This window comes from Olsenella sp. kh2p3, assembly GCA_900119625.1.
Classification (GTDB): Bacteria; Actinomycetota; Coriobacteriia; order Coriobacteriales; family Atopobiaceae; genus Tractidigestivibacter.
The window spans coordinates 31,898-55,128 of record FPKD01000003.1 but is presented as its reverse complement, the minus strand read 5'-3'; the positions used below and the strand labels follow the sequence as shown (position 1 = coordinate 55,128).

At 64.4% G+C, this 23,231-nt stretch carries 24 protein-coding genes and 1 riboswitch; of the genes, 11 read left to right on the top strand and 13 right to left on the bottom strand.

Going from position 1 to position 23,231, the window contains the following annotated elements; all coding sequences use genetic code 11:
• Positions 1-9: 9 nt before the first annotated feature.
• The 8 genes from BT122_RS05295 to pdxS all read right to left on the bottom strand — a co-directional run bounded on the left by BT122_RS05295 (position 10) and on the right by pdxS (position 7,590).
• Complete coding sequence (locus tag BT122_RS05295) at positions 10-1,029, bottom strand: LysR family transcriptional regulator (protein ID WP_070807567.1); 1,020 nt, start codon at positions 1,027-1,029, stop codon at positions 10-12.
• A gap of 1 nt (position 1,030) precedes the next feature.
• The gene (locus tag BT122_RS05290; RefSeq protein WP_072354949.1) at positions 1,031-2,014 is read right to left on the bottom strand and encodes a 3'-5' exonuclease; all 984 of its coding nucleotides are present in this window, start codon (positions 2,012-2,014) and stop codon (positions 1,031-1,033) included.
• 405 nt (positions 2,015-2,419) lie between these two features.
• The gene (locus BT122_RS05285; protein WP_072354948.1) at positions 2,420-3,247 is read right to left on the bottom strand and encodes a class II glutamine amidotransferase; all 828 of its coding nucleotides are present in this window, start codon (positions 3,245-3,247) and stop codon (positions 2,420-2,422) included.
• Between the two features lie 91 nt (positions 3,248-3,338).
• Complete coding sequence (locus tag BT122_RS05280; protein WP_072354947.1) at positions 3,339-4,115, bottom strand: radical SAM protein; 777 nt, start codon at positions 4,113-4,115, stop codon at positions 3,339-3,341.
• A 33-nt stretch (positions 4,116-4,148) separates the two neighbouring features.
• Complete coding sequence (locus BT122_RS05275) at positions 4,149-4,856, bottom strand: MgtC/SapB family protein (protein ID WP_072354946.1); 708 nt, start codon at positions 4,854-4,856, stop codon at positions 4,149-4,151.
• Between the two features lie 18 nt (positions 4,857-4,874).
• Entirely contained in the window at positions 4,875-5,954 is a 1,080-nt protein-coding gene (locus BT122_RS05270) for a 6-phosphofructokinase (protein ID WP_072354945.1), read from the bottom strand.
• 149 nt (positions 5,955-6,103) lie between these two features.
• Complete coding sequence (pdxT, locus tag BT122_RS05265; protein ID WP_072354944.1) at positions 6,104-6,673, bottom strand: pyridoxal 5'-phosphate synthase glutaminase subunit PdxT; 570 nt, start codon at positions 6,671-6,673, stop codon at positions 6,104-6,106.
• The gene (pdxS, locus tag BT122_RS05260) at positions 6,673-7,590 is read right to left on the bottom strand and encodes a pyridoxal 5'-phosphate synthase lyase subunit PdxS (RefSeq protein WP_072354943.1); all 918 of its coding nucleotides are present in this window, start codon (positions 7,588-7,590) and stop codon (positions 6,673-6,675) included. The genes pdxT and pdxS overlap by 1 nt, the downstream gene beginning before the upstream one ends.
• Before the next feature lie 153 nt (positions 7,591-7,743).
• Here pdxS and pdxR point away from each other — a divergent pair, with 153 nt between their 5' ends.
• The gene (gene pdxR, locus BT122_RS05255) at positions 7,744-9,183 is read left to right on the top strand and encodes a MocR-like pyridoxine biosynthesis transcription factor PdxR (RefSeq protein ID WP_072354942.1); all 1,440 of its coding nucleotides are present in this window, start codon (positions 7,744-7,746) and stop codon (positions 9,181-9,183) included.
• On the opposite strand, the gene BT122_RS05250 is transcribed toward pdxR, so the two are convergent.
• Positions 9,178-9,771 (bottom strand): GNAT family N-acetyltransferase, encoded by a 594-nt coding sequence (locus tag BT122_RS05250; RefSeq protein ID WP_072354941.1) that lies wholly within the window; start codon positions 9,769-9,771, stop codon positions 9,178-9,180. The two genes, pdxR and BT122_RS05250, sit on opposite strands and share 6 nt — an antisense overlap.
• A gap of 570 nt (positions 9,772-10,341) precedes the next feature.
• Here BT122_RS05250 and BT122_RS05245 point away from each other — a divergent pair.
• Positions 10,342-11,688 carry a phenylacetate--CoA ligase family protein gene (locus BT122_RS05245; RefSeq protein ID WP_083432329.1) on the top strand — a complete coding sequence of 449 codons (1,347 nt, stop codon included), beginning with the start codon at positions 10,342-10,344 and terminating at the stop codon, positions 11,686-11,688.
• Positions 11,688-12,116, top strand: a complete 429-nt coding sequence (locus BT122_RS05240) for an ACT domain-containing protein (RefSeq protein ID WP_072354940.1) — start codon at positions 11,688-11,690, stop codon at positions 12,114-12,116. The genes BT122_RS05245 and BT122_RS05240 overlap by 1 nt, the downstream gene beginning before the upstream one ends.
• A 191-nt stretch (positions 12,117-12,307) precedes the next feature.
• Here the strand turns inward: BT122_RS05240 and BT122_RS05235 are convergent, their stop codons facing one another.
• Positions 12,308-13,120: an S-methyl-5'-thioadenosine phosphorylase gene (locus BT122_RS05235; protein WP_059054753.1), complete on the bottom strand. Its 813-nt coding sequence runs from the start codon at positions 13,118-13,120 to the stop codon at positions 12,308-12,310.
• A gap of 249 nt (positions 13,121-13,369) precedes the next feature.
• Here BT122_RS05235 and tatA point away from each other — a divergent pair, with 249 nt between their 5' ends.
• The gene (gene tatA / locus BT122_RS05230; RefSeq protein ID WP_072354939.1) at positions 13,370-13,624 is read left to right on the top strand and encodes a twin-arginine translocase TatA/TatE family subunit; all 255 of its coding nucleotides are present in this window, start codon (positions 13,370-13,372) and stop codon (positions 13,622-13,624) included.
• Between the two features lie 55 nt (positions 13,625-13,679).
• Here tatA and BT122_RS05225 read toward each other — a convergent pair whose 3' ends face one another.
• Entirely contained in the window at positions 13,680-14,546 is an 867-nt protein-coding gene (locus BT122_RS05225) for a LysR family transcriptional regulator (RefSeq protein WP_072354938.1), read from the bottom strand.
• Between the two features lie 205 nt (positions 14,547-14,751).
• On the opposite strand from BT122_RS05225, the gene BT122_RS05220 reads away from it, so the two are divergent.
• The 3 genes from BT122_RS05220 (at position 14,752) to BT122_RS05210 (ending at position 16,898) form a co-directional block, all read left to right on the top strand.
• Complete coding sequence (locus tag BT122_RS05220; protein WP_072354937.1) at positions 14,752-15,216, top strand: hypothetical protein; 465 nt, start codon at positions 14,752-14,754, stop codon at positions 15,214-15,216.
• Positions 15,217-15,372: 156 nt separating this feature from the next.
• Positions 15,373-15,597 carry a hypothetical protein gene (locus BT122_RS05215; RefSeq protein WP_072354936.1) on the top strand — a complete coding sequence of 75 codons (225 nt, stop codon included), beginning with the start codon at positions 15,373-15,375 and terminating at the stop codon, positions 15,595-15,597.
• Positions 15,598-15,758: 161 nt separating this feature from the next.
• Positions 15,759-16,898: a pyridoxal phosphate-dependent aminotransferase gene (locus BT122_RS05210; RefSeq protein ID WP_072354935.1), complete on the top strand. Its 1,140-nt coding sequence runs from the start codon at positions 15,759-15,761 to the stop codon at positions 16,896-16,898.
• Between the two features lie 31 nt (positions 16,899-16,929).
• On the opposite strand, the gene BT122_RS05205 is transcribed toward BT122_RS05210, so the two are convergent.
• Positions 16,930-18,081 carry a M20 family metallopeptidase gene (locus BT122_RS05205; protein WP_072354934.1) on the bottom strand — a complete coding sequence of 384 codons (1,152 nt, stop codon included), beginning with the start codon at positions 18,079-18,081 and terminating at the stop codon, positions 16,930-16,932.
• Between the two features lie 326 nt (positions 18,082-18,407).
• Positions 18,408-18,577, top strand: a riboswitch (Lysine riboswitch).
• A gap of 57 nt (positions 18,578-18,634) precedes the next feature.
• On the opposite strand from BT122_RS05205, the gene BT122_RS05200 reads away from it, so the two are divergent.
• From BT122_RS05200 to dapD, 4 genes are read left to right on the top strand one after another with little or no spacing between them, the layout of a single operon-like run.
• Positions 18,635-19,924 (top strand): diaminopimelate decarboxylase, encoded by a 1,290-nt coding sequence (locus tag BT122_RS05200; RefSeq protein WP_072354933.1) that lies wholly within the window; start codon positions 18,635-18,637, stop codon positions 19,922-19,924.
• A 56-nt stretch (positions 19,925-19,980) separates the two neighbouring features.
• Entirely contained in the window at positions 19,981-20,871 is an 891-nt protein-coding gene (gene dapA, locus BT122_RS05195) for a 4-hydroxy-tetrahydrodipicolinate synthase (RefSeq protein WP_072354932.1), read from the top strand.
• Position 20,872: 1 nt separating this feature from the next.
• Entirely contained in the window at positions 20,873-21,586 is a 714-nt protein-coding gene (dapB, locus tag BT122_RS05190; protein WP_286130320.1) for a 4-hydroxy-tetrahydrodipicolinate reductase, read from the top strand.
• A 47-nt stretch (positions 21,587-21,633) separates the two neighbouring features.
• On the top strand, positions 21,634-22,335 hold the full coding sequence (dapD, locus tag BT122_RS05185) for a 2,3,4,5-tetrahydropyridine-2,6-dicarboxylate N-acetyltransferase (RefSeq protein WP_072354930.1): 702 nt from the start codon (positions 21,634-21,636) through the stop codon (positions 22,333-22,335).
• 185 nt (positions 22,336-22,520) lie between these two features.
• Here dapD and thpR read toward each other — a convergent pair whose 3' ends face one another.
• Positions 22,521-23,156 (bottom strand): RNA 2',3'-cyclic phosphodiesterase, encoded by a 636-nt coding sequence (gene thpR, locus BT122_RS05180; protein ID WP_072354929.1) that lies wholly within the window; start codon positions 23,154-23,156, stop codon positions 22,521-22,523.
• Positions 23,157-23,231 lie beyond the last annotated feature (75 nt).

Sequence of the window (23,231 nt, the reverse complement as noted above, 5' to 3'; positions counted from 1 at the left end):
TGGGGAAGCCTACTCGGCTGGGTCGGCCGGTGTCGCTGCGCTTTGCGCCTCACTGGCCGCATCCTTATCATCACCGGCAACCGCCCTCGTGACCTCCTTGGAGGGAACGAGGGCGTTCTTGTCCATGCAGCCCATGATCAGCTGGTTGAGCTCGGCGATGTAGGCCTGCGCGAGGCTTGAGAGCTTGCGCTCGCGGTGCACCACGTAGCCCACGTTCATGACCTCGTCCACGTCGAGCGGGATGGCCACGATGCCGTCGAGCATCTCGTCCGAGCGCACGCCTGTCGAGACGAGAAAACCGTCGTAGCAGCGCAGGAGGCTCGTCATGGTTGCGCGGTCGCTCACGGTGATACGCTGGCGGTGGGGGAGCGACGAGAGCGGCTCCTCGGAGTAGTAGAGCGAGCCCTCGGGGCCCTGCTCGAAGGTGTAGCGCGGATAGTCCTCGAGGTCCTGCACGCGCACGCTCTTGCGGCTGGAAAGCGGGTGCCCCTCACGGACAAAGACGTGCGGGCGCGCCCGAAAGAGCGAGACAAAGCGCAGGTTTGCCTCGTCCAGGCGGCGCCTGAGCACGCGCTCGTTGTAGGTCGAGAGGTAGAGCACCCCGATGTCGCTCCTAAAGGTGCGCACGTCGTCGATCACGTCGGCCGTGCGCGTCTCGCGCAGCGTGAAGTCGCAGGACTCGTCGTGGCGCTTGGCAACAAACTCCGTGAAGGCGTTGACCACAAAGGCATAGTGCTGAGACGAGACGGACAGCTTGCGGTAGGTGTCGTTGCGGTCGCTCTCGTAGTGGCGAATCATGAGATCGGCCTGCTCGACCACCTGGCGCGCGTAGGCGAGAAGCTCCACGCCCTCGGACGTGAGCGTGATGCCCTTGTTAGTGCGGTTGAAGACCTTGACGCCCATCTCCTCCTCAAGCTCGCGGATGGAGGTGGAGAGCGCGGACTGCGAGATGTAGTGGCTGTGCGCCACGGAGTTGATCGACCCGCTCTCCGCGACGGCGATGAGATAGCGCAGCTGCTGCAGGCGCATGCTAGTCCTCCTCGCGCTGGCCGGGGAACATCTTCCGCTCAGAGAATTCCGCCTGCACGGTCGCAAGCATGAGGTCCACGTCCTCGAGGCCCAGGTGGCGCTCCTTCTCGTTCTTGCTCAAGGTGCCGCGGCGGCGTGCCCAGTTCTCGAGTGTGGCGGGGTGGGTCTCGCGGGGAAGCAGGCGCACCTCAGGGTCCACGCGGCGGCAGATGTCGCGCGTGTCGATTGGCACGATTATGCCGGCCTTGCGCGCCTCGGCGTAGCCGTCCACGTTAAGCATGAACCAGGAGTCCTCAAAGGCGGCGTTGTGCGCCATGTAGGGGAAGGCCGTGAGTGCGGCGAGAATCGCCTTCTGCATCTTTGGGTTCTGGCGCAGGGGCGGCATGCCCTCGAGGTCCTTCCAGGTGATGTGGTGGATCTCTGAGAGGGGCACGCCCTTCTCGGCGTACATCTCGGGCATGCCGCAGTAGGCGGAGTAGGGGTTGGTGGGCTTGGCCGTGGGGGTGAGGTTCATGAACTCCAGGCCCACGTTGATCACGTAGCCGCGGTCGGGCTCGCGGTCCGAGGTCTCGAGGTCGATGCCTACCACGGCGCCCCATACTGGCGCGTCGATGTAGGCGATGCCCAGGTCTGCGGCAGTGGGGCCAGAGACGCGCGCGACCTCCTCGTCCGTGCGGTGCTGGAGCGTGGCCACGCCGTGGATGAGGTCGGCATCCGAAAGGCGCCGTGCGAGGTTGAGGCCGTTGGTGTTTCTCAGCCGCTCGATGCCATAGCGGTCACAGATGTCGCGGTTCCTGTCGGCAAGGCCTCGTACCAGGTCAAACGAGAAGGGCTCGCGGCCAAGCGGCGCCGCCTTCCAGGCATCGGTCAAGACCTTGATTGCCTCCTCGTTCTTGGAGCGCTCCTGGGTGAGGGAGTCGTCGTCCGTGAGGAAGCCAGGGAAGACAAAGGCGTTTGCCTGCTCGATTGCCTGGGAGAGGTCCATGCTTGCCGCTTTCGCTTCTGGCGGGCGGGGCCCGCGCGTAGTTGCTGTGTGAGGCGTCCGGTGGAGCCAGACGGAACCATACAGATTAGCAGAGGGGCGTGGCGGCGGTGTGCCGGGACGGCAGGCGGTGCTGTGCACAGTTGCCATTCTCGGCGTGCTTCTCGCCACTACTCTTCTTGCCGCGAGTTCTCGCCGTTTAGGGCGCCCTAACCGTTCGGAATCCGCGGCACCAATGCCATGCCGCGAGTTCTCGCCGTTTAGGCCGCCCTAACCGTTCGGAAATTTCCTAACCGTTCGGAATCCGCGGCATGACGCCGCCGTCCCGAGAGCCCAAGAGACGTTGCAGCCCGACGGCCGCCGCCGGCCCGAACACGCGCGCCGACCCGAGTCCCGCCGTCGCCGGTGCTACGACGCGATGACCTCCGGCCACGCGTCGCCAAACTTCTTGCGCAGGTCGAGAATCGCCTCGCAGAACGTGTACCCGTGAGGCGCCGATGTCCGCACCAGGCGACCGTCGCGGTAGGCGATAAGACGGTTTCGGGGCACGGGCTTCCAGAGGTCCTTCTCGGCATCCCCTCCCAGGGGCTTCGTCGAGAAGACAATGGCGTCGTCAGAGAGCTGACGGTAGTTAAGCGTGTCCTCTGACGTGTTGGTGTGCACGTAGGTGTAGGTGCCATCGTCCATGATGAGGTTCAGGCGGTTGAGGTTCGAGATCTGCGAGAGGGCACCAGCCAACGCGTCGAAGGTGCCGTTGAAGTCCAGCGCACCGCCCGCGCGCATGGCTGCCTCGTCCAGGACGTCGAGAAGGAAGAGCATCGTACGCTCGCTGTCTGTCTCTCCGCGCTCGCGACGGTCATAGCCCGCAAGCAGCTCCTCGTTGAAGAGGATGCCATTGTGGATGAGGGTCCACTCGCGTCCGGAGATGTCCGAGCCCAGGAAGGGATGGCAGTTCTCGACGCTCTGCGCACCGCAGGTGGAGAAGCGAATGTGTGCCTCCAGGCGGCAGGCCTCGACAGGCTGATCCAGAATCTTGGGCAGCAACGTTGACTCATATGCCGGGATAGGCTCGCGCCAAAGTACAACATCCGCCTCGGGGTCGCCGGCCTTGCCGTGATCGTCGCGCCACGAAAGCCCCCAGCCATGTGGGTTGTCATGGCTGTGAGTGTAGAACTCCCTCAGGTAGGCGTTGGCCAAGACCGGCCTTCCCGAGTTGATCGCGAAGAGCTCGCACATGCGGGACGTCCGATCTCAAGCGGGTATAGGTACACAAACGATAATAGCGCGTATCGTGTGACGGCTCTGTTTCCGTGCGGTGCAAGCCTTGCTAGTACCCCACGGTGCAGGGGAAGCCAAGGCCGCGTACGCGCTGGGCGATGGCATCGAGGGTTTCTCTCGGCGCCTTTGCAAGGCCCGGTGCCGGTGTGTCGCGATCCACTGTGTAGATGGTCACGCCCTCCGGCTGAATGCGCCTGAGAGCCAAGAGCCACGCTTCCACGTGGGCGTCGTCCGTGTTGTCAAACGAGTGGCCCATGTAGCTGCCGCGAAGGAAGATTGTCTGCACGATCACGTGTCCCTTGAAGGACGCAAACACCTCCACCTGGCGCTCCACGTCATATGGCACGCGGGGGCGGTCGAGCGCGGCCACATAGGCGGCATCAACGGTGTCCAGCTTGAGGACGTTCCTGTCGACGCGGAGCAGCGCTTCGTGGACGTCTAGCCGTGCCGCCTGCGTGCCATTCGAAAGCACGGTCACATGTGCCTCGGGCGCGTAGCGGTTGCGGAGGGCAAGGGCGGCGTCCACGGCCGCAGGGAAGATGGGGCTCGCGGTGGGCTCGCCGTTGCCCGCAAAGCAGATGTCGTCCAGCTGCTCGCCCTTCTCGGCCATGGCCTCCAGTGTCTGTGTAAGGGCGGAGGTCACCTGGTCAAGCGTCACATAGCCGTCATGTGTGCGGCGCTGGTCGTCAAAGCCGTTCTCGCAGTAGAGGCAGTCGAAGGTGCAGATCTTGCCTGTTGCCGGCATGAGGTTCACGCCGAGGGAGACGCCAAAGCGCCTGCTTGTGACTGGCCCAAAGACGGGGCTCTGGTTGAGAAATGTGGACACGCTCGAGCCTCCCATGCTTTTTGGCCCAGGTACCTAGATCTCGTCGGCGAAGGTGACAAAGTCGAGGTTGCCAATCGACTCTATGAAGAGACTCTTGCGCCCCATCGACGAGAGCTCCACCGAGAAGGTCGCCGCCGTGCCCTTGCGGCCGTCCTGGCCGCGAATGACCTCGAAGTTCTCGTACGTGCAGTCCCACGAGTGCAGCTTGCGGAGAAGCTCTCGCACGCCCGCCGGTTCGTTGAACTCCACGTAGACGTCGAAGGTCTTTGACGCACGGCGAATCACGCGGTCAAGGCGGTTGAGCCCCTCGAAGGTGAGAAGCACGAAGAACAGCCCGATGAGCGCGGCCTCCGTGAATCCAATGCCCGCGGCAAGCCCTATGCACGCGCACGCCCAGAGACCGGCGGCCGTGGTGAGGCCGCGGACCTCGTTCTTGCCGGTCACGAGGATGGTGCCCACGCCGAGAAAACCAACGCCCGAGATGACCTGGGCGCCAATGCGGTTGATGTCGCCGCGCGCATCGGGGAACTGGTGAAGGACGTACTCGCTCACGATCATGGCCATGGCGGCGCCAATGCACACGAGGACGTGGGTCTTGATGCCCGCGCCCTTGTTGTGGAACTCGCGGTCTATGCCGATGGCCAGGCCAACGAGGGTCGCGATGAGCAGCCGCAGAAAGACGGCATGGGCACCCCATGCCGCCGTCTCTGCCACAAAGCTCTGCCAGGCCTCACCGATCATCTTGCCGTGCGCTCCGTGCTACTCGTCGCCAAAGCTGATGCCCAGGAGCTTGGCCTCGCGCACGAGGTCGCAGTTGGGGTCAACGTACTTGAGCTTGCCGGCCACGTCCTCGAGGGGCACGCGGCACATCTTGCCGCCGACCTTCGCGATCATGTAGCCGTACTTGCCCTCGAGGCAGCCGCGCGCCGCCTCCACGCCGCACTGCGTGGCAAAGATGCGGTCCTGGGAGTCTGGCTGGCCGCCTCGCTGGGTGTGGCCGGGCACTGCCACGCGGACCTCGCGGTCGGTCCTGCGGGCAATCTCCTCTGCGATGTCATAGGCAACGGAGGGCTTCACGCGCTGCGCGACGAGCTTCTTGTAGTCCTTCTTCTTCATCGCCGCCTCCTCCTTGGAGATGGCGCCCTCGGCGCAGACGATGATCGCAAAGCGGCCGCCGTTCTCCTCGCGCCTGTCGATGGCCTTGACCACGTTGTCCATGTCGTAGGGGATCTCGGGGATGAGAATGACGTCGGCGCCACCGGCCACGCCCGCGTAGAGGGGGATCCAACCGACCTTGTGGCCCATGATCTCTATGACGAAGACGCGCCCGTGGGAGCTTGCGGTGGTGTGGATGTCATCGATGCAGCGCGTGGCCACGTCGGTGGCCGAGGTGAAGCCAAAGGTGATGTCGGTGCCCCAGGTGTCGTTGTCGATGGTCTTGGGGAGCGCGATCACGTGCAGACCCTCCTGCGAGAGGCGGTTTGCCGTCTTGGTGGACCCGTTTCCGCCCAGCACGAAGAGGCAGTCGAGCTTGAGGTTCTTGTAGGTGCGCTTCATGGCGGGCACCTTTACGGTGCCATCGGCCTCGGGGACGTCGAGCAGCTTGAAGGGGGTGCGGCTGGTGCCGAGCACGGTGCCGCCCTGCGCGAGGAGGCCAGAGAAATCGCCGGGCGTCATCTGGATGTAGCGGCTGTGAATGAGGCCCTGGTAGCCGTCGAGAAAACCGTAGATCTCTACGTCTTGCTTGGTGTTGTGCATGATGGTCTTGACGATTGCGCGCATGGTGGCGTTGAGTGCCTGGCAGTCGCCGCCGCTGGTGAGAAGGCCGATCCTCAACATGATTCTTCCTCTCCTGTGGTCCGTCGCCCCTGACGGACGCCTGAGGAAAGTGTGGCACAAGTTGGCGCTGCAGGTGGGGCCGGCCGTCAGCGGGTGCTGGCCCGGCGCAGGCGTTGGCCTTGCGCGGGGCCAGCTGGGCGAAGCCATGGTCATAGCGAGAGGAACAGCTGGTGGACCCTGAGGTCTGGGTCAAGCTCGGGATGGAAGGCGAAGCCGAGCTGAGTGCCCTGCCGCACGGCCACCACGTTTCCATCCACGCGCGCCAGGACCCGGACGCCCGCACCCGCATCCACCACGCGGGGCGCGCGGATGAAGGTCATGGGCACCTCTCGGCCAACGCCTGTGACGTCTGCCGTCGCATGGAAGCTCCCGAGCTGACGTCCGTAGGCGTTGCGTTCCACGGTCACGTCCATCGTGGCCAGGCGCGGCGTGCCCTTGTCGTCATGGGCTGCGAGCCTCTGCGCCAGGAGGATGAGGCCGGCGCAGGTCGCAAACACGGGCATGCCGCCTTCGATCCGCTCCCGAAGGGGCTCAAGCATGCCAAGCTCCTCGAGGAGCCGGCCCTGGACCGTGGACTCGCCGCCGGGAAGCACCAGTCGGTCGAACGAACGGGCGAGGTCATCGGGGCCACGCAGCTCGAAGGCCTTCTCGCCAAGCTCCGCCAGGCGGGCCTCGTGCTCGGCGAAGGCTCCCTGCAGGGCGAGAACCGCGGTCGCCATTACTTGCCCCTCTCGGCCATGAGCAGGTCTATCTCGTCCTTGTTGATGCCAACCATGGCCTCGCCGAGGTCCTCGGAGAGGGCGGCCACCTTCTCGGGGTCGTCAAAGTTGGTGACGGCGCCGACGATGGCGCGGGCGCGCTTGGCTGGGTCGCCGCTCTTGAAGATGCCCGAGCCCACGAAGACGCCCTCGGCGCCCAGCTGCATCATGAGCGCGGCGTCCGCGGGGGTGGCAACGCCGCCTGCGGCAAAGTTGACCACCGGGAGGCGGCCGCTGTCGTGCACGGAGCGCACGAGTTCGACCGGTACCTGCAGGCGCTTCGCCTCCTCGAAGAGCTCGTCGTCGCGCAGGCTCACCACGTGGCGGATCTGCGCGTTGATGAGGCGCATATGGCTCACGGCCTGCACAACGTCTCCCGTGCCCGGCTCGCCCTTGGTGCGGATCATCGACGCGCCCTCGGCGATGCGGCGAAGTGCCTCGCCCAGGTCGCGCGCGCCGCAGACGAAGGGCACCGCGAACTGGGTCTTGTCGATGTGGCAGACGTCGTCGGCGGGGGAGAGGACCTCCGACTCGTCGATGTAGTCGATGTCGATGGCCTGGAGCACCTGCGCCTCCACAAAGTGGCCAATGCGGCACTTGGCCATCACGGGGATGGAGACCGCCGCCTGGATGCCCTTGATCATGTGGGGGTCGCTCATGCGGCTCACGCCGCCTGCTGCGCGGATGTCAGCAGGGATGCGCTCGAGTGCCATGACGGCGCAGGCGCCGGCTTCTTCGGCAACGCGAGCCTGTTCGGGGGTCGTGACGTCCATGATGACGCCGCCCTTGAGCATCTGTGCAAGCTCACGGTTGAGCTTTGCGCGCTCCGGCCCGGGTGCCGGCGTGACGGTCTTCTCGTCTCTCTTGTCCTGTGACATTCGTGGTCCTCCTTGCGTTGGCGCGTCTGTGTGCCTACGTAGACTAGGAGCACCGTGGCAATATTAGAATGTCCAGAACGTGATAGATTGCTATGACCAATATAAGTCCAGTTTTACAAAACCGATAAGACCAGATGTTGAGAGGATCGTCGCATGCGGGGGATTGACCTCACAGGGAGAGGGGAGCTTCCCCTCTATGAGTACCTCTACCGGTGCATTCGCAACCAGGTTGTGACGGGTGCGATTGCCGCGGGCGAGCGCTTGCCCTCCAGGCGCGTCCTGGCGGAGCGGCTGGGCGTGAGCGTGGTCACCGTGGAGGGCGCCTATACGCAGCTGGTTGCCGAGGGGTATGTGATCGCTCGGCCGCGTCGGGGCTACTACGCGGCAAGTCTGCCTTCGCTTCCGGACATGGCGATTGCCACGCCGGCTTCCTCGGCGGCCGAGATTGCGCCGGCAGGTGTGGCAGAAGGCCAATCCGCTGCAGGTAGGGTGCCATATGATCTGACGCGTGGAGCTAACGTCGCCTGCCAGGGAGCGGCGCGCCTCTGGGAGCGCGCGTTGCGCGACGTATTGGCCCATGAGCCCGACGAGGTGCTCTATCGCACACCGCCTGCCCGAGGCGTTCTCCGCCTTCGCGAGGCGATTGCAAACCACCTCGCGCGCTCGCGCGGTATGTCGGTCGACCCTCGGCTGGTGGTTGTGGGTGCTGGCGCGCAGACGCTCTACGGACTTGTCGCACAGCTCCTTCTTGGGGATGGTTCGGTGGGCGTGGAGGACCCCGGCTATGCCCGTGCGAGCGAGACCTATCGAGCGCATGGGCTTGACGTGCACTACCTGCCGCTTGATGGCGAGGGCATCTCGGTGCGTGCCTTGCGTGCGTCTGGTGCTACCGTGGCGCACGTTATGCCCTCGCACCAGTTTCCCACCGGCCGTGTGATGAGCGTCGCGCGTCGCTACGAGCTTCTGGGCTGGGCCGCCGAGCAGGACGGGCGCTACATTGTCGAGGACGACTACGACTGCGAGCTGCGCCTCGCGGGCCGGCCCATTCCGGCGCTTGCGAGCATCGATGCCACGGGAAGCGTGATGTACCTCAACACGTTCTCGAAGAGTCTCTCTTCAGCGCTGCGCATCGCCTACCTGGTGCTGCCTGCCGCGCTCGACGCCGTCTATGACGAGCGCCTGGGGTTTCTCTCGACCACCGTACCTGCTATCGATCAGGTGGCGCTTGCACAGGCACTTGAGTCCGGAGCGTACGAGCGGCACGTGGCTCGCTATCGCCACGCCATGCGCGAGGTGCGCGATGCGCTGGTTGAGGGTCTGCTCGATGGACCCTCGGGGGAACGCGTCCGCTTTGTGGAAGCCGATTCCGGGATTCACTTCGTGCTGGAGGTGCGCGATGAGGGGCGCGGGGAGGCCGGTATTTCCGCGGCTGCGCGTGAGGTGGGCGTGGGACTGATGCCGCTCTCCTCGTTTGCGCGGGTTTCCGAGCATGTCGGGGCACCGGATGGCTTTGCCCGGTTTGTGGTGCAGTACGACAGCCTCTCGGTGGACGATGCCCGTGCTGCTGCCAAGGCGCTTGGGAGCGTGCTATAGGCCAAGCTCGGTTCTCACCTGCGAAAACGGACGCACCGACGGCTGTGGCAAAGCGTGGGCGCCCAGATTGCGTTCCATCCACACTGTGTCGTACCAGTGCCCAAACTTGTATCCGCAGTTGGGAAAGTGGCCTATCTCGTGGTAGCCTCGCCGCTCGTGGAAGGTGACGCTCCCGTTGTCGAGGTGGGTGTCGGGCGTGCTTGTTGTGGCAACGCAGGCGTATAGGTTGAGGATTCCCTGAGCGGTCAGCACGCGTTCGAGCTCCTGGTAAAGGGCGGTGCCAACCCCGCTGCCGCGGGCCTCGCGGTCAACGTAGATGGAGGTCTCAACGCACCAGGCGTATGCGGCTCGCCCATAGTAGGGACTCGCGTAGGCATAGCCGAGCGCTGCTCCTGCGGCGTCGCGCGCGATCAGCCAGGGGTGTGTGGCGCCAACCCGTTCGATGCGAGCGGCCATCTCCCGTGCGTCAGGGGCATCGTACTCGAAGGTGATTGCGGTGTCTCGTACGTATGGAGCGTAGATGTTGGCGACGGTTGCAGCATCTGAGCTGGTAGCGACCGTTATGCGAAGCTGGTCTACCTGGTTCATGTGGTTCCTCCTTGTAACTCCTGGGTCAACTATAGCGGTGTGCTTGGAGTCCATCGGGCTTGTCGAGGCGCCCATGCTTGCTGCAACAGTCATCTCACTGCACAAAAAGTCGATAGCGGACAGAGTTTCAGGGTTCGCTGCATAAAAACGCTCTATCGGACGGTGTTTTTTGTCTAACTGCATCAAATATTGAATCAAACTTTCATAGAAAAGCATACTTAATATGAAATATGCAGTATTGTGGATATGTAGTTCAAAGTTTGATATCTGTGACACGAAGGCACTGTCCGATAGAGCGTTTTTATGCAGCGACTCAGGATTCACCGTCCGATAGGGTAGTTTTATGCACAGGGATCGGCGTCGTTGCATGGCGAAGCGCAATAACTCCTCCGCCTGCAGGCGCCCTATAGCAAGCGCTGCATCAAGTGCGCCTGCCCCACCCTCTTGGCGACGCTCCCCTGTGATAAAGTGCGCTCACGGACGCCTGCCCCATCAGGCGCGACGTCTGGGTGACAATGGGTGCACGCGCCGAGCTCAGTCGGCGCAGATTGGCTCGAAAGGCGGTATGGCATGGCAGACGAGCACGACGGCACGGCGATCACCGGCAATGCGGGGGCAAAGGACGCAACGCGCCTTCCGCACGAGAGGCTCGAGGAGATGCAGCTTGAAGGCGTGCGCCGCACGCTGGTCAACTGCTACGAACACGTCCCGTTCTACAAGCGCTCCTTCGACGAGGCGGGCTTTGACCCCTATCACCTGGACTCCCTCGATGACCTTGCCAACGCGCCGTTTGTGACCAAGCAGGACCTCCGCGACGCCGCGCCCTACGGCATGCTTGCCGTTCCGCTCTCCGACGTGCGTGAGATTCACATGTCGTCCGGTACCACGGGCGTTGCCACACTTGGTGCCTATACCCAGCATGACCTCGACTTCTGGTCCGACTGCTTCGCCCGCGGCATCCGCTTTGCGGGCGGTGGCGCCAACGATGTGGTGCAGGTTGCCTACGGCTACGGCCTCTTCACGGGTGGCCTTGGTGCCCACTACGGCGCCCTTGCCTCGGGCGCAACGGTGATTCCCACCTCTGCCGGCAACACCGAGCGTCAGATTCGCATCCTGCGCGAGATGGGCACCACGATCCTCTGCTGCACGCCCAGCTATGCCATGCACATCGCAGACACGGCGCTGGAGATGGGCCTTGACCCCTCCCGCGACTTCCACCTCAAGGCGGGAATCCACGGCGCCGAGCCCTTCTCTGACAACTTCCGCGCCGAGCTCGAGCGCAAGCTCAACTACAAGGTGCTCGACATCTATGGCCTCACCGAGACCATGGGTCCGGGCGTGGCCTGCGAATGCCTCGAGCAGGACGGCCTTCACCTGGCAGAGGACCACTTCTTTGCCGAGATCATCGACCCGGCCACCGGCAAGCGCCTGCCCGACGGCGAGTGGGGCGAGCTTGTCCTTACCACGCTCGATCGCGAGGCATCGCCCGTCGTGCGCTACCGCACACGCGACATCACGCGCATCCTGCCTGGCGAGTGCCCCTGCGGCTGCACACACAAGCGCATCGACCGCCTGCATGGCCGCACCGATGACATGCTCATCATCCGCGGCGTGAACGTCTTCCCGTCGCAGATCGAGGACGTCATGAAGACCTTCGACCAGGTCTCCAGCTGGTACCAGATCGAGGTTGGCACAGACGAGCGCTCGCTGGATGTGGTCACGCTCAAGGCCGAGGCGAACCCCGACTTCGACTTCGACCAGACCGGCGCAATCGAGTCCCTGCAGCGTCAGATCTCCGCGCGCCTCAAGACCGACCTCTCCGTTGGCATCAAGGTTCGCATCGTCGAGCCCAAGTCCATCTCGCGCAGCACCGGCAAGGCAAAGCGCGTCATCGACACGAGGAAGGGGATCAAGTGATGATCAAGCAGATCTCGGTCTTTCTTGAGAACGACAAGGGCCGCCTGGCCGCGCTCTGCCGCTGCCTGGCGGACGTGGGCGTCAACATGAGTGCCCTCTCGATTGCCGACACCCCGGAGTACGGCCTGGTGCGCATCGTGTGCAACGAGGCCGACAAGGCAAAGGCGGCGCTTGACGAGGCGGGCTACAGTGCCCGCGTGACCAAGGTTACGGCCGTGGCCGTTCCCAACCGGCCCGGTGGCCTGGCCGAGCTCCTCGAGACGTTGGACAACGCAGACATCTCGGTGGAGTACGGGTATTGCTTCTCGCACCAGGACGGCAACGCGATCTTTGCCCTTAAGGTGACGGACTCCGCGCAGGCAGCGGAGGCGGTCTTTGCCATCGAGCGCGCCGGCTTCCAGATTCTGGAGGAGGGCGAGCTGGACTAGCTCCGGTCCTGGATGCCGCTGTCCTTCTCGCATATTGAACGGAGAAGCCCCTCCGGCGCCATCTGGCACCGGAGGGGCCGTTTTGGAAGCAACAGCGTCTAAAACCCTCGCTCCGGCGCCGAATTCTCGCCCGAAGGTGCATTTCTGCAGAAGGGGAGAGAACCGCACGCGAAGAAGCGAGAATCGCACACCTACAAGCGACCGAAGAGCGTCGCGCTTCCTGTGCAGTCGTCGTCGATGGTGGCGGGCAGCGCGGGGACCATGGCCTCGATGAGCTTGCGCAGCAGGTGGAGGTTCTCGTTAAAGACGCGCAGCACGTCGTCGTTGGTGACGGCGGCGTACTTGCCCAGACCGGAGTCGTAGTCGGTGACCAGGCTCACGTTCACGTAGTGCATGCCAAGTTCGCGGGCGAGCCATGCCTCGGGGTACTGCGTCATGTTCACCACCGACCAGCCCATCTTCTGGAACCACTCGCTCTCAGCGGTGGTCGAGAAGCGCGGCCCCTGGATGGTGACAACAGTCCCGCCGTCGTGCACGGGAATGCCCAGCTCGCGGCACTTCTCGACGGCGACCTTGCGCATGGTCTCGCAATAGGGGTGAGCTGCGGAGAGGTGCTGCACGCCCAGCCCCAGGTCATGCGTGAAGAACGTGTCGGCACGGCCCTTGGTCCTGTCCACAAACTGGTCGCAGATCACAAAGTCGCCGGGGTGGATGTCAAGCGAGAGGGACCCCACCGAGCACGGCCCAATGACCTGCTTCACGCCCAGCTCGTGCATGCCCCAGAGGTTGGCGCGATAGTTGACCTCGCCGGGAGCAAAGGTGTGCTTGTGGCCGTGGCGGGGGAGAAACGCGACCTTGCGACCCCCGATGGTTCCCACGGTGTAGACGTCGGAGGGCTGGCCCCAGCGCGTGTCAAGGGAGACCTCCTCGTAGTCGCCCTCGAAGAGGCTGTAGAAGCCAGATCCGCCAAAGATACCAATCTCTGCCTGCGGAAGTTCTGCCATACGTGACTCCTTTCAAATGCGGTGCGTATGCCCTCGTACATTGTAGAGTGGCGTCTCTGCTCCGTCACGCGGCACTGTATCAAAGCCAATCGATACAAGCTCTATATGTGAAGGTACATCAAAATGTATTTTACCTATCCATTGGCCAATCCTACTATCAAGACTGAAAGGCAGCGCGCCCCATGGCGTGCTGCACAGGGACCGCAACAGGTGTTGCCGTCCAACCGCATGTCGTTATAGGAGGCAACAATGGTTCTCGGAATGGGTGTTCCCGAGCTTCTCGTCATCCTCTTGGTCGCCCTGATCATCTTTGGGCCCAAGAACCTGCCCAAGCTTGGCTCCGCCATCGGCAAGACCGTCAAGAACGTGCGCGAGGGCATGGAAGAGGGCAGCGACGACAAGGATGTTGCCAAGGCTGAGAAGTCCAGCTCCTCCGAGAATGTCGAGGAGGTTGTCGCCGATCCCGACGACGCCGACGCAGACGTTGCCACCAGCGCCAAGTAACCCTGGTTTCCCTTTCCCCAGGCCGGACGGCCTCCTTCCTCCGTTCGGCCAGTTCCTACCCCAGATCGCCGAGAAGAGCCAAGCACCTCTGTGCAAGCGGTGACATGTAACGGTCTGCCTTCCAGACCACCGCCTGCCGGGTTGACAAGCCCTTCTCGGCGATCACCTTTATGAAGCAATCGCCCGTGTCGGTGACGGGGAGCAGCGTCTCGGGCACGAGGGCAACGCCCATGTCGCCGCGCGCCCAGGTGCAGGCCGTGCGCTCGTCGTCGACCATGCAGCTTACGGCTAGCTCTGCCTTGGCCTCATCGAACGCGGCGCGCACCTGCTCTTCAAGGCGACGCGCGAGCACCACCGGCACGCTCGAGAGCTGCGCGCAGGTGACTTCCATCTCCGAGCCCACCTCAAGCGCGGGCGGCATGATGGCAAGCATGCGCTCCGTCTTTGCGTAGCGGCAGCGCAGACCGGCGCTCGCGAACGGCGTGCGCACCACGCCGATGTCCACCACACCCCCCTCGAGCATCTCGAGCACCTGCGGTGTGTCCCCCTCGCGGAGTTCCACCGACACGTTGGGTGCGGCCGCAAGCTCGGCGAGCCTCGTGCCCGGCACCGATCCCGCGCATGAGGCGTCGACCCCAAGCGTGAGCACGCCGGTCATGCCCTTGCCCACACCTTCGACGTCGCGCTTCGTGGCCTGCGTGAGCGCAAGGATGCGCGTGGCCCGCTCGTAGAGGAGCTTGCCCGCGTCCGTGAGCGTGGCCGAGCGCGGCCCCCTGCGCACGAGCGTGGTTCCCAGCTCGCGCTCCAGCTGCGCCAGCTCGTAGGAGAGCGGAGGCTGCGAGATGTGCAGACGACGCGCGGCTGCCGTGATCTGGTGCTCCTCGGCAATGGCGACAAAGTACTCCAGTTGCTTGAGATTCATGCGTGCCTCCCGCGATATCTGCAAGCGCGCAGTCGCCTGGCGTGACGGCAGCGTGCGAACAAGTCATACGAGAATTGTATGGCGTTGCCTTAGAACATGCACGTGCAAGATGGATGTCCAAAGCGCAGCCCCGCGCCCATGGGTAGAATGTGGGCACGAAGGCCGCCGGGCGCATGCTCCGGCACACACGGAGGGTGAGGTCCACATGGCCCGGAACAGCGACAACTACCCCAGCTACGAGGTCCCCGGGGAGGACTTTGACCCAAAGCGGGAGGTCGAGGAGGCAATCGACGCTGGCGAGAAGGCCCTCGCGTGTCTCAACCGGGCGTCCAAGAGCCTAGACAGCGCGTCCGGGTGGGGCATGCTCGACATTTTTGGCGGTGGCCTCATCTCTGGCCTGGCCAAGCACCACCGCATCGACGAGGCGCAGGATGCCCTGCGAGAGGCGCAGTCGTCCCTCGCGGTGTTCTCGCGCGAGCTCTCGGACGTTCGCGAGTTCTCTGGCCTCAAGGTGGACATTAGCCGTGGCTGGACCTTCGCGGACTTCTTCTTTGACGGTGCCATCTCAGACATCGTGGTGCAGAGCAAGATCGAGGACGCGCGCAGCCGCGTGGACCATGCGCGCGACAGCGTGCGAGAAACCCTCGCGCGCCTGGAGAAGCTTCGGTAGCGTATCTCGCGCACTGCAAATAGGGCACTTACGCTGGGCTTACTGCTTGTTCAAACAAGTTGTAGACGTTATGTGCAGTTAACGAGGCAGCAACATATCGCTCCTACCTCGCGGGTACCGTATTCATCAGGAACACCGCTAGGAAAGGAGGACTCCATGAAGATCAAGAACCTGAGCAGGCTCCAGAAGAAGGTCCTTGACGCCTGCATGGACGGCTGGTTCATGAGCGGCGAGTACACCGCCATGTTCGATAACCACCGTCGCAGTTTCGAGGCCGACAGCCCCCTGTGGCTCTACCGCGACATCGAGCGCTGGTATGCAAGCCATGCTGCCAACCACGGGGATTCCCACCTGCTCGTCAAGTGCACCAGGGTCGATTAGGGGCAACATGCCCCGGCACCCCGGTGCCGTCCGGGGAAATGACAAAGTGCACGTTGGCAAGCAGGACCCCACGGGGTCTTTTTTGTTAGTCTTCGGGGAGTAGCGCCCGCGCGCCGCCCCCGTTTTTCTTTGGGGCAGCCTGGAATCCCTAGGAGGAACCCATGCCCCTCTTGCTCAATGCTGCCCTTGATGACCTAAGGCTCTCTGGCATCAGGCGCTTCTCGGCACTCGCTGCCCAAACTCCCGGCTGCGTCTCGCTCACGCTTGGTGAGCCCGGAGAGGACACGACCCCCAACGTATGCGCCAAGGTGGGGGAGGACCTTGCCCGCGGTCTCACGCATTACCCGCCCAACAACGGCTTTGCATGGCTTCGCGAGGCCATCTGCACGTGGGAAGCCGAGCGCGGCGTGCGCCTTGCCCCGGAAAACGTGATAGTGACCGATGGCGCAACGGAAGCGCTCTTCTGTGCCATCACGGCGCTTCTCAACCCAGGTGACGAGGTCATCATCCCTACGCCGGCGTTTCTCCTCTATGACTCTCTCGTGAGGCTGGTGCGCGGCGTGCCCGTGGCGCTCGACACCACAGCGAGCAACTTCCAGTTGGACCCGTGTGCGCTCGCGCAGGCGGTTACCCCCCGCACCAAGGCGATTGTGATTACCTCGCCCAACAACCCCACCGGGTGTGTGCTCGACCGTCGCAGCATGGATGCCGTTGCCGAGGCGGCGCGTACGCGCGACCTCTACGTGATCTGCGACGACGTCTATGGCGAGCTTTGCTACGAACCCGGTTACCGACGCTTCTCGGCCCTCTACCCCGAACTTGCGGATAGGACCATCGTTGCCAACAGCTTCTCGAAGCCGTGGGCCATGACCGGCTGGCGCCTAGGCTGGGTGGGCGCTGGCGAGAAGGTCGCTGCCGCTATGGCCAAGGTGCACCAGTACGCGGTCTCGTCGGTGCCGGCCTTCCTGCAGCACGCCGCCGTGGAGGCGCTTGCTACCAATACGGCCCCCATGCGCGCCTCCTACCAGGCACGACGCGACGTCACGGTGGAGGCGCTCGCGCACATGGGGCTTCGCACCGTCACGCCCCAGGGCGCGTTCTACGCATTCCCCAGCATCGAGGCGCTGGGCTTCTCAAGCGAGGAGTTCTGTGAGCGCGCCATCCGCGAGGCCGGTGTGGCGCTGGTGCCGGGCTCGTGCTTTGGTGGAGAGGGCCACGTGCGCCTAAGCTATGCCACGGACGAGAAGACCCTGGCCACAGGCCTTGAGCGCCTGGCCGGCTTTGTGGGAGCGTTGCGGTAGCGGCGCCTGCCGCCAACGGCGCGTTCGGGCGCTACTCGTCCTCCACCACGTGTGCCATCATGAGCAGCAGCGCCACCGCGACGCCCTGCTCAAGCGACGCCTTTCGAATCCACTCGTCGCGGGTGTGGGGAAGGCCCCCCGTGATGGTGCCCACGCACACAGCGGGCACGCCAAGCGAGAGCGGCACGTTCGCGTCGGTCGAGGAGCTCACGTGGCGGGCGCGCACGCCAAGGACCGCTTGGATGGCGTCATCGCAGCGGCGCGTGAGGCGTCGCTCGGCGGTCTCGTTCACATCGCCCGTGGCGGGCCGGCGGCCTATGACGGCGATCTGGACGTCCATGTCGTCGCGGGCGTCCGCGCGGGCGACGAGGTTGCGGAGCTTCTCGTCCATCTCCTGCAGGCACGCCTCGCTCGTGGAGCGGAACTCGCAGAGGCACGACGCCTCGCTCGCGATGCTGTTGACCGTGGTGCCGCCCTCGATGAGGCCAACGTTGCAGGTGGTGCGGGCCTCGGTGGGGCGCGGCAGGTCGTACATCGCGCAGACGATGCGCGAGAGGCGCTCGATTGCGTTGGGGACGCCCCAGTTCTTCCAGCTGTGGCCGCCCCGCGTGTGCACGCTGATGCGATAGCGCATGGACCCCACGGCTTCGGTGACCACCTCAGGGAAGTGTGCGTCGAGCGCGGTGAGTTCGGTCACGGGGGCCGTGGCCTCGCGCATGAGCTGCTTGGTGCCCTTGAGGTTGCCCAGTCCCTCCTCGCCGGAGTTCGCCACCACCACAACGCAGGTGTCGAGCTTGGGGCGGTGCTTGAGGAACCACTTTGTGGCCATGAGCAGCGTCACCAGGCAGGCCGTGTCGTCGCCGATGCCCGGGGCGTACATGTTCTCCTCGTCCTCGGTGAGTGGCAGCTCGCCCGTGTCGGGGAAGACTATGTCGGTGTGGGCGGAGAAGACCGCGCGACCTGGTTCGGACCGGTCGCCCAGGATGCAGACAACGTTATGCGCCTCGTCCACGGTGACGTCGGTTGCGCCCTGCTCGCGGAGCCAGGTTGCGACAAACCAGGCACGGCGTCCCTCGTCGCCCGTGGGGGCGCCAATACGCCCGAGCGCGCGCAGAAGCTCGAGCGACTCCTCGCGCACCTCGTGCGCAAACTCCAGTGCTGTGTAGGTCTCCCTTGGGTTCATGAGGTCCTCCAGAGCGCGGCGCGCCGCCGCGTAGCGTGCGTGTTGCCCCTAGCATACTCCCTCACTGTCACCCAGCCGTCCTCCTATCGGTGTCCGCCTCCTTCGCCGTCCCCCTACGCCCCGTTCTTTAGCGGTATTTGAGAATCGTGTTTCCCGCCAACTGGGCAAATGCAGTGCCCGATTCTCAGAAATCGCTAAAGAACGGCGGGGCGCAGGGGGACTATGGAGATGGCGGGCGAGGAGGTGCCTACCACCTCGTGAAGAAGTTTTTCTCCGTTGGTGCCACGTGCGACCTTGCGCAGGCGCGGCGTGGATGCTAGCGTTGTCCGCACGATAGAGGAGCGGGCACGATGGTCCTGGAGGAGCCGGCGGGCAAGGATTCCAGGAGAGGCGATGCCCGCCGAACTTCCGCGTCAGGCATGGCGCGGCGGTGGGCTCGGCGGGAATACCGCCGGGACTGTCCGTGGAGAAGATCCGCGGGAGCGCTATCCCCGGCCATGCGACGCTGCCGCGTGGACCCCGGCGGCGCCCTCGCGGCGCGTCTGGGGGAACAATGGGGGAGAAGCTACCGTTCGTCACAAGAGACCAGCTCGAGCGTGCCGCCGCACAGTGGCCCACGCCCTTCCACGTCTATAGCGAGAAAATCATCCGCGAGCGTGCGCGCGCCTTGAAGGCGGCGTTCTCGTGGAACCCCGGCTTCACCGAGTACTTTGCCGTGAAGGCGACGCCCAACCCCACGATTGTCTCCATCCTCGCAGAGGAGGGCTGCGGCTGCGACTGCGCAACCGCCACAGAGCTTACGCTCGCCAGTGCGTGCGGCATGCGAGGCGAGCGCATCATGCTCTCCTCCAACGACACGCCCGACGAGGACTACCGCCGCGCGCGCGACCTGGGTGCCATCATCAACCTTGACTCGCTCGACATGGTGGAGTGCCTGTCGCGCGCGCTGGACGGAAAGCTGCCTGCCATGGTCTGCCTGCGCGTGAACCCTGGCGGCAACTTCACTGCCTCAAACGGCATCATCGGCGAGCCCGAGGACTCCAAGTTTGGCATGACTGTCGAGCAGGTCATGGAGGCCGCGCGCAGGCTCTCTGCCATGGGCGTCACCGAGTTTGGCCTCCACGCGTTTCTCGCCTCGAACACGCAGGTGGAGGACTACTACCCGCGCCTCGCGCGCGTGCTCTTCGAGCTGGCCGTGCGTCTTTCGCGCGAGCTTGGCGTGCATGTGCGGCTGGTTGACCTCTCCGGCGGCATTGGCATCGACTACCGACCCGAGGATGTTCCCGTGGACATCGTTGCCGTGGGCGAGGGCGTGCGCCGCGTGTACGAGGAGGTCCTCGTGCCCGCGGGCATGGGCGACGTGGCGCTTGCCGCCGAGCTTGGCCGCTGGATGCTGGCGCCCGCAGGCGGCCTTGTGACCCGCGTGATCCACGAGAAGGTCACCTACCACGACTACCTGGGCGTCGACGCCTGCGCCTCCAACCTCATGCGTCCGGCGGTCTACGGCGCCTACCACCACATCACCGTGATGGGCCGCGAGGGCGAGCCCGCAACCAGGCGCTACAACGTGGTGGGCAGGCTCTGCGAGAACTCCGACCAGTTTGCGCGCGACCGTATGCTGCCCGAGGTCCACATCGGTGACCTGCTCTTCATTCACGACGCTGGCGCCCACGGGCACTCCATGGGCTACAACTACAACGGCACGCTCCGCTCGGCGGAGCTCTTGCTGCGCGAGGACGGCTCGTTCGAGCTCATTCGGCGCGCCGAGACGCCCGCGGACTACTTTGCAACACTCGACTTTCCGGGCTCGCGCTTCTCGGCGCTTGCCCACCCAGAGGGCTAGGACACGTAAGGTTACACGCAGGGCGCCCATGGGGCGCACGTGAGAGGGGACGCACAATGGACATGCAAGGACTTACCGGTTCTGTCGTGGCGCTGGTCACGCCGTTTTTGGAGGACGGCTCCATCGACTTTGGCTCGCTGGAGCGCCTGGTCGACTTTCACCTCGAGAACGGGACCGACGGCATCTTGGTCCTGGGGACCACGGGAGAGTCTTCCACGATGACCGACGAGGAGGACCTCGAGGTAGCCAAGACCGTCATTGACCGCGTAGCGGGCCGTATTCCCGTCATTGGCGGCGCGGGATCAAACTCCACGGCCGAGTCCCTCCGCAAGGCAAAGGCGCTGGAGAAGCTCGGCGCCGACGGTCTTCTCCTCATTACGCCCTACTACAACAAGTCCAACGAGGAGGGCATCTACCGTCACTTCACGACGGTCCTCGACCAGGTTGACGTGCCCTGCCTGCTCTACAACATCCCTGGTCGCACGGGTTGCTCCATCTCGGAGAGAAACGTCGCACGACTGGCCACGCACCCCAACGCGTGGGGCATCAAGGAGGCTTCGGGCAATATTTCCTACGCGACGATGGTTGCGCGCTACCTCTCGGATGACTTCCGTATGATGAGCGGCAACGACGATATGGTGGTGCCCATCCTCTCGCTGGGCGGCGTGGGCGTGGTCTCGGTGTGGGCCGACGTCGCGCCGCGCACCGTGCACGACATGTGCGAGAAGTGGCTCGCGGGCGACACCAAGGGCGCACTCAAGGTGCAGCTGGATAACCTCGACCTGGTGCACGCACTCTTTGGTGAGGTCAACCCCATTCCCGTGAAGGCCGCGCTCGCCAAGATGGGGCTCATCGGCCCTACCGTGCGCCTGCCGCTCTGGCAGCTCTCGCCCGAGGCAGATGCGCGTCTGGAGGCGGCCATGAAGGGGGTTGGTATTCTTGGCTAGCGTGCTGGTGGTTGGCGCCAAGGGGCGCATGGGGACGCTCCTTCGGGCGGCCGTCGAGGCGGATGCGAACCTCTCGCTTGCGGGTGGCTACGACGCCGACAACATCTCTGAGCTTGACTCCGTTGCCCCAGCGGTAGACCTCGTCATCGATTTCTCGGCGCCCGCGTCGCTTCCCCATGTGGAGGCCTACGTGCGTCGCACGCATGCGGCGCTGCTCTCGGGCACCACTGGCCTCTCGGCGGAGGATCTCTCGCGCATCGAGGCGTTGGGGCAGGTGGCCCCGGTCATCTGGAGTGGCAACTACTCGCTTGGCGTGGCGGTTCTTCGTCACCTGGCGCGCGAAGCCGCGGCCTCGCTTACCGGCTGGGACACCGAGATTGTGGAATGCCACCACAACCGCAAGGCCGACGCTCCCTCCGGGACGGCAAAGATGCTGCTTGAGGCCGTGGATCCCGCAGGCGAGAGGAGCGTTGCCTACGGGCGCGAGGGCATCGTGGGGCCACGTCCGGCAAGCGAGATTGGCATGCACAGCCTGCGCGGCGGCACCGTGGCGGGGACGCACGAGGTGCTCTTCTTTGGCGAGGACGAGGAAGTCGTGCTCACGCACCGCGCAACGAGCCGGCAGATCTTTGTGAACGGCGCCGTCTCTGCGGCCAAGCGCCTGCTTGCGCACGAGCCCGGTTTCTATGACTTCGACACGCTCATGTTTGGATAGCCTGCAGCAACGAGAAACGCCAGGTGGCTGGCGAGAGGGGACAATCCATGGACGCCCAGGAAATCATTAACTATATTGCGAGTGCGCCAAAGAAGACGCCGGTCAAGGCATACGTCAAGCTGGCTCCTGGCGCGCATGTGGACTTTGGTCCCAGTTCCCACGTCTTTGGGACGGGCGATGTTGTGGTCTTTGGCGACTGGTCCGAGGTTGGGCCGGCGCTTGAGGCGGCTGGTAACAACGTTCTGGACGTGGTTGTCGAGAACGACCGTCGCAACTCCGGTGTGCCGCTGCTTGACGTGCGCAACGTGAACGCCCGAATCGAGCCTGGCGCCATTATTCGCGACCAGGTGGAGATTGGCGACAACGCCGTAATCATGATGGGCGCGATCATCAACATCGGTGCGGTCATTGGCGCGGGCACCATGATTGACATGGGGGCCGTCCTGGGCGGGCGCGCCACGGTGGGTGCGCATTGCCACGTGGGTGCCGGCTGCGTGCTTGCCGGCGTGGTGGAGCCTGCAAGCGCGACGCCCGTGGTGATTGAGGACGACGTGCTTCTCGGTGCAAACTCCGTGGTCATCGAGGGGTGCCGCGTGGGCAAGGGTGCCGTTGTGGCTGCCGGTGCCGTGGTGACCGAGGACGTGCCCGCAGGCGCGGTTGTTGCCGGCTGCCCCGCGCGCGTCATCAAGATGAAGGACGAGAAGACCGAGTCCAAGACTGCCCTGGTGGACGCGCTGCGCAACCTGTAGAGGGAGCTGCTCGCCACGGCGGGTGTTGCTCTTCTCGCCCTTGCTTTTCTTCCCGTCGCGTTGTCGCGGATTTCGAACGTTTAAGCGGGGTTAACCGGCGATAATTCGCGTCATTCGAACTGTTCCGCGGAATTCGAACGTTTACGGTGGTCCAACCGTTCGAATTCCGCGGCTTTCGCATCTTGCTAGATGCAACTCTTCCAGCCACGCAGCGGTGCGGTGAGGATTGGCGTGTAGGTGAGCTGCTCGCCCGTGGGGTGGTGGCTCCACATGAGGGACACCTCCGCGTGGCGCGTCTCGAGCGAGGGAAGCCCGCAGGAGACTTCCTCGCAAATGCGCCGCAGGTCAGGCATCCCGTTTCCCACCTCTCTTGCTGGCCGCGCGCCACGCACAAGGGTCACGTGTGGTACGAAGGGCCTCTCGTCCACAGGAAGCCCACGTGCGGTCAGCTCCCGCACGAGCGTTCGCTGGAGGACGAGAAGCTCCTCTTGTCGAGAAACGCCTCGCCATACGATGCCCCCGCGCCTGTGCTCAAAGGCGCCTAGGTCGCCAAGTGAAAGGCTCACTGGGTCGCATGCGCGCGCCGCTGCGCGCAGGGCGTCTGCCGCGCGCTGCTCGCCCGCGTTGTCAAGCATCCCGAGAAACGCCAAGGTCAGATGAATATTTGTAGTGAGGGTGGGATGCCCGGAGCGAAGCCTTTCCAGCACGGCGTCGCGCGACTGGGCAAGTGCCTCTCGCTCCTCTGCCGAGAAGCACAAGGCAACAAAGAGCCGCTTTTGCGTCTGGTCCGCAGAGCTCTGGTCATTCTTGGTGCTCTCCATAAGACCTCCCATGGTTTTCTCTCGTAGAGAAGCCTATCCCAACCACGGCCTCCGCCACCCCTCTTGCGGTGATGC

What these genes read in the sequence shown, in the direction of transcription:
- BT122_RS05295 (WP_070807567.1), bottom strand. Translation starts at nt 1,029, where the DNA reads ATGCGCCTGCAGCAGCTGCGCTATCTCATCGCCGTCGCGGAGAGCGGG.
- BT122_RS05290 (WP_072354949.1), bottom strand. Translation starts at nt 2,014, where the DNA reads ATGGACCTCTCCCAGGCAATCGAGCAGGCAAACGCCTTTGTCTTCCCT.
- BT122_RS05285 (WP_072354948.1), bottom strand. Translation starts at nt 3,247, where the DNA reads ATGTGCGAGCTCTTCGCGATCAACTCGGGAAGGCCGGTCTTGGCCAAC.
- BT122_RS05275 (WP_072354946.1), bottom strand. Translation starts at nt 4,856, where the DNA reads ATGATCGGTGAGGCCTGGCAGAGCTTTGTGGCAGAGACGGCGGCATGG.
- BT122_RS05270 (WP_072354945.1), bottom strand. Translation starts at nt 5,954, where the DNA reads ATGTTGAGGATCGGCCTTCTCACCAGCGGCGGCGACTGCCAGGCACTC.
- pdxT (WP_072354944.1), bottom strand. Translation starts at nt 6,673, where the DNA reads ATGGCGACCGCGGTTCTCGCCCTGCAGGGAGCCTTCGCCGAGCACGAG.
- pdxS (WP_072354943.1), bottom strand. Translation starts at nt 7,590, where the DNA reads ATGTCACAGGACAAGAGAGACGAGAAGACCGTCACGCCGGCACCCGGG.
- pdxR (WP_072354942.1), top strand. Translation starts at nt 7,744, where the DNA reads ATGCGGGGGATTGACCTCACAGGGAGAGGGGAGCTTCCCCTCTATGAG.
- BT122_RS05250 (WP_072354941.1), bottom strand. Translation starts at nt 9,771, where the DNA reads ATGAACCAGGTAGACCAGCTTCGCATAACGGTCGCTACCAGCTCAGAT.
- BT122_RS05245 (WP_083432329.1), top strand. Translation starts at nt 10,342, where the DNA reads ATGGCAGACGAGCACGACGGCACGGCGATCACCGGCAATGCGGGGGCA.
- BT122_RS05240 (WP_072354940.1), top strand. Translation starts at nt 11,688, where the DNA reads ATGATCAAGCAGATCTCGGTCTTTCTTGAGAACGACAAGGGCCGCCTG.
- BT122_RS05235 (WP_059054753.1), bottom strand. Translation starts at nt 13,120, where the DNA reads ATGGCAGAACTTCCGCAGGCAGAGATTGGTATCTTTGGCGGATCTGGC.
- tatA (WP_072354939.1), top strand. Translation starts at nt 13,370, where the DNA reads ATGGTTCTCGGAATGGGTGTTCCCGAGCTTCTCGTCATCCTCTTGGTC.
- BT122_RS05225 (WP_072354938.1), bottom strand. Translation starts at nt 14,546, where the DNA reads ATGAATCTCAAGCAACTGGAGTACTTTGTCGCCATTGCCGAGGAGCAC.
- BT122_RS05220 (WP_072354937.1), top strand. Translation starts at nt 14,752, where the DNA reads ATGGCCCGGAACAGCGACAACTACCCCAGCTACGAGGTCCCCGGGGAG.
- BT122_RS05215 (WP_072354936.1), top strand. Translation starts at nt 15,373, where the DNA reads ATGAAGATCAAGAACCTGAGCAGGCTCCAGAAGAAGGTCCTTGACGCC.
- BT122_RS05210 (WP_072354935.1), top strand. Translation starts at nt 15,759, where the DNA reads ATGCCCCTCTTGCTCAATGCTGCCCTTGATGACCTAAGGCTCTCTGGC.
- BT122_RS05205 (WP_072354934.1), bottom strand. Translation starts at nt 18,081, where the DNA reads ATGAACCCAAGGGAGACCTACACAGCACTGGAGTTTGCGCACGAGGTG.
- BT122_RS05200 (WP_072354933.1), top strand. Translation starts at nt 18,635, where the DNA reads ATGGGGGAGAAGCTACCGTTCGTCACAAGAGACCAGCTCGAGCGTGCC.
- dapA (WP_072354932.1), top strand. Translation starts at nt 19,981, where the DNA reads ATGGACATGCAAGGACTTACCGGTTCTGTCGTGGCGCTGGTCACGCCG.
- dapD (WP_072354930.1), top strand. Translation starts at nt 21,634, where the DNA reads ATGGACGCCCAGGAAATCATTAACTATATTGCGAGTGCGCCAAAGAAG.
- thpR (WP_072354929.1), bottom strand. Translation starts at nt 23,156, where the DNA reads ATGGAGAGCACCAAGAATGACCAGAGCTCTGCGGACCAGACGCAAAAG.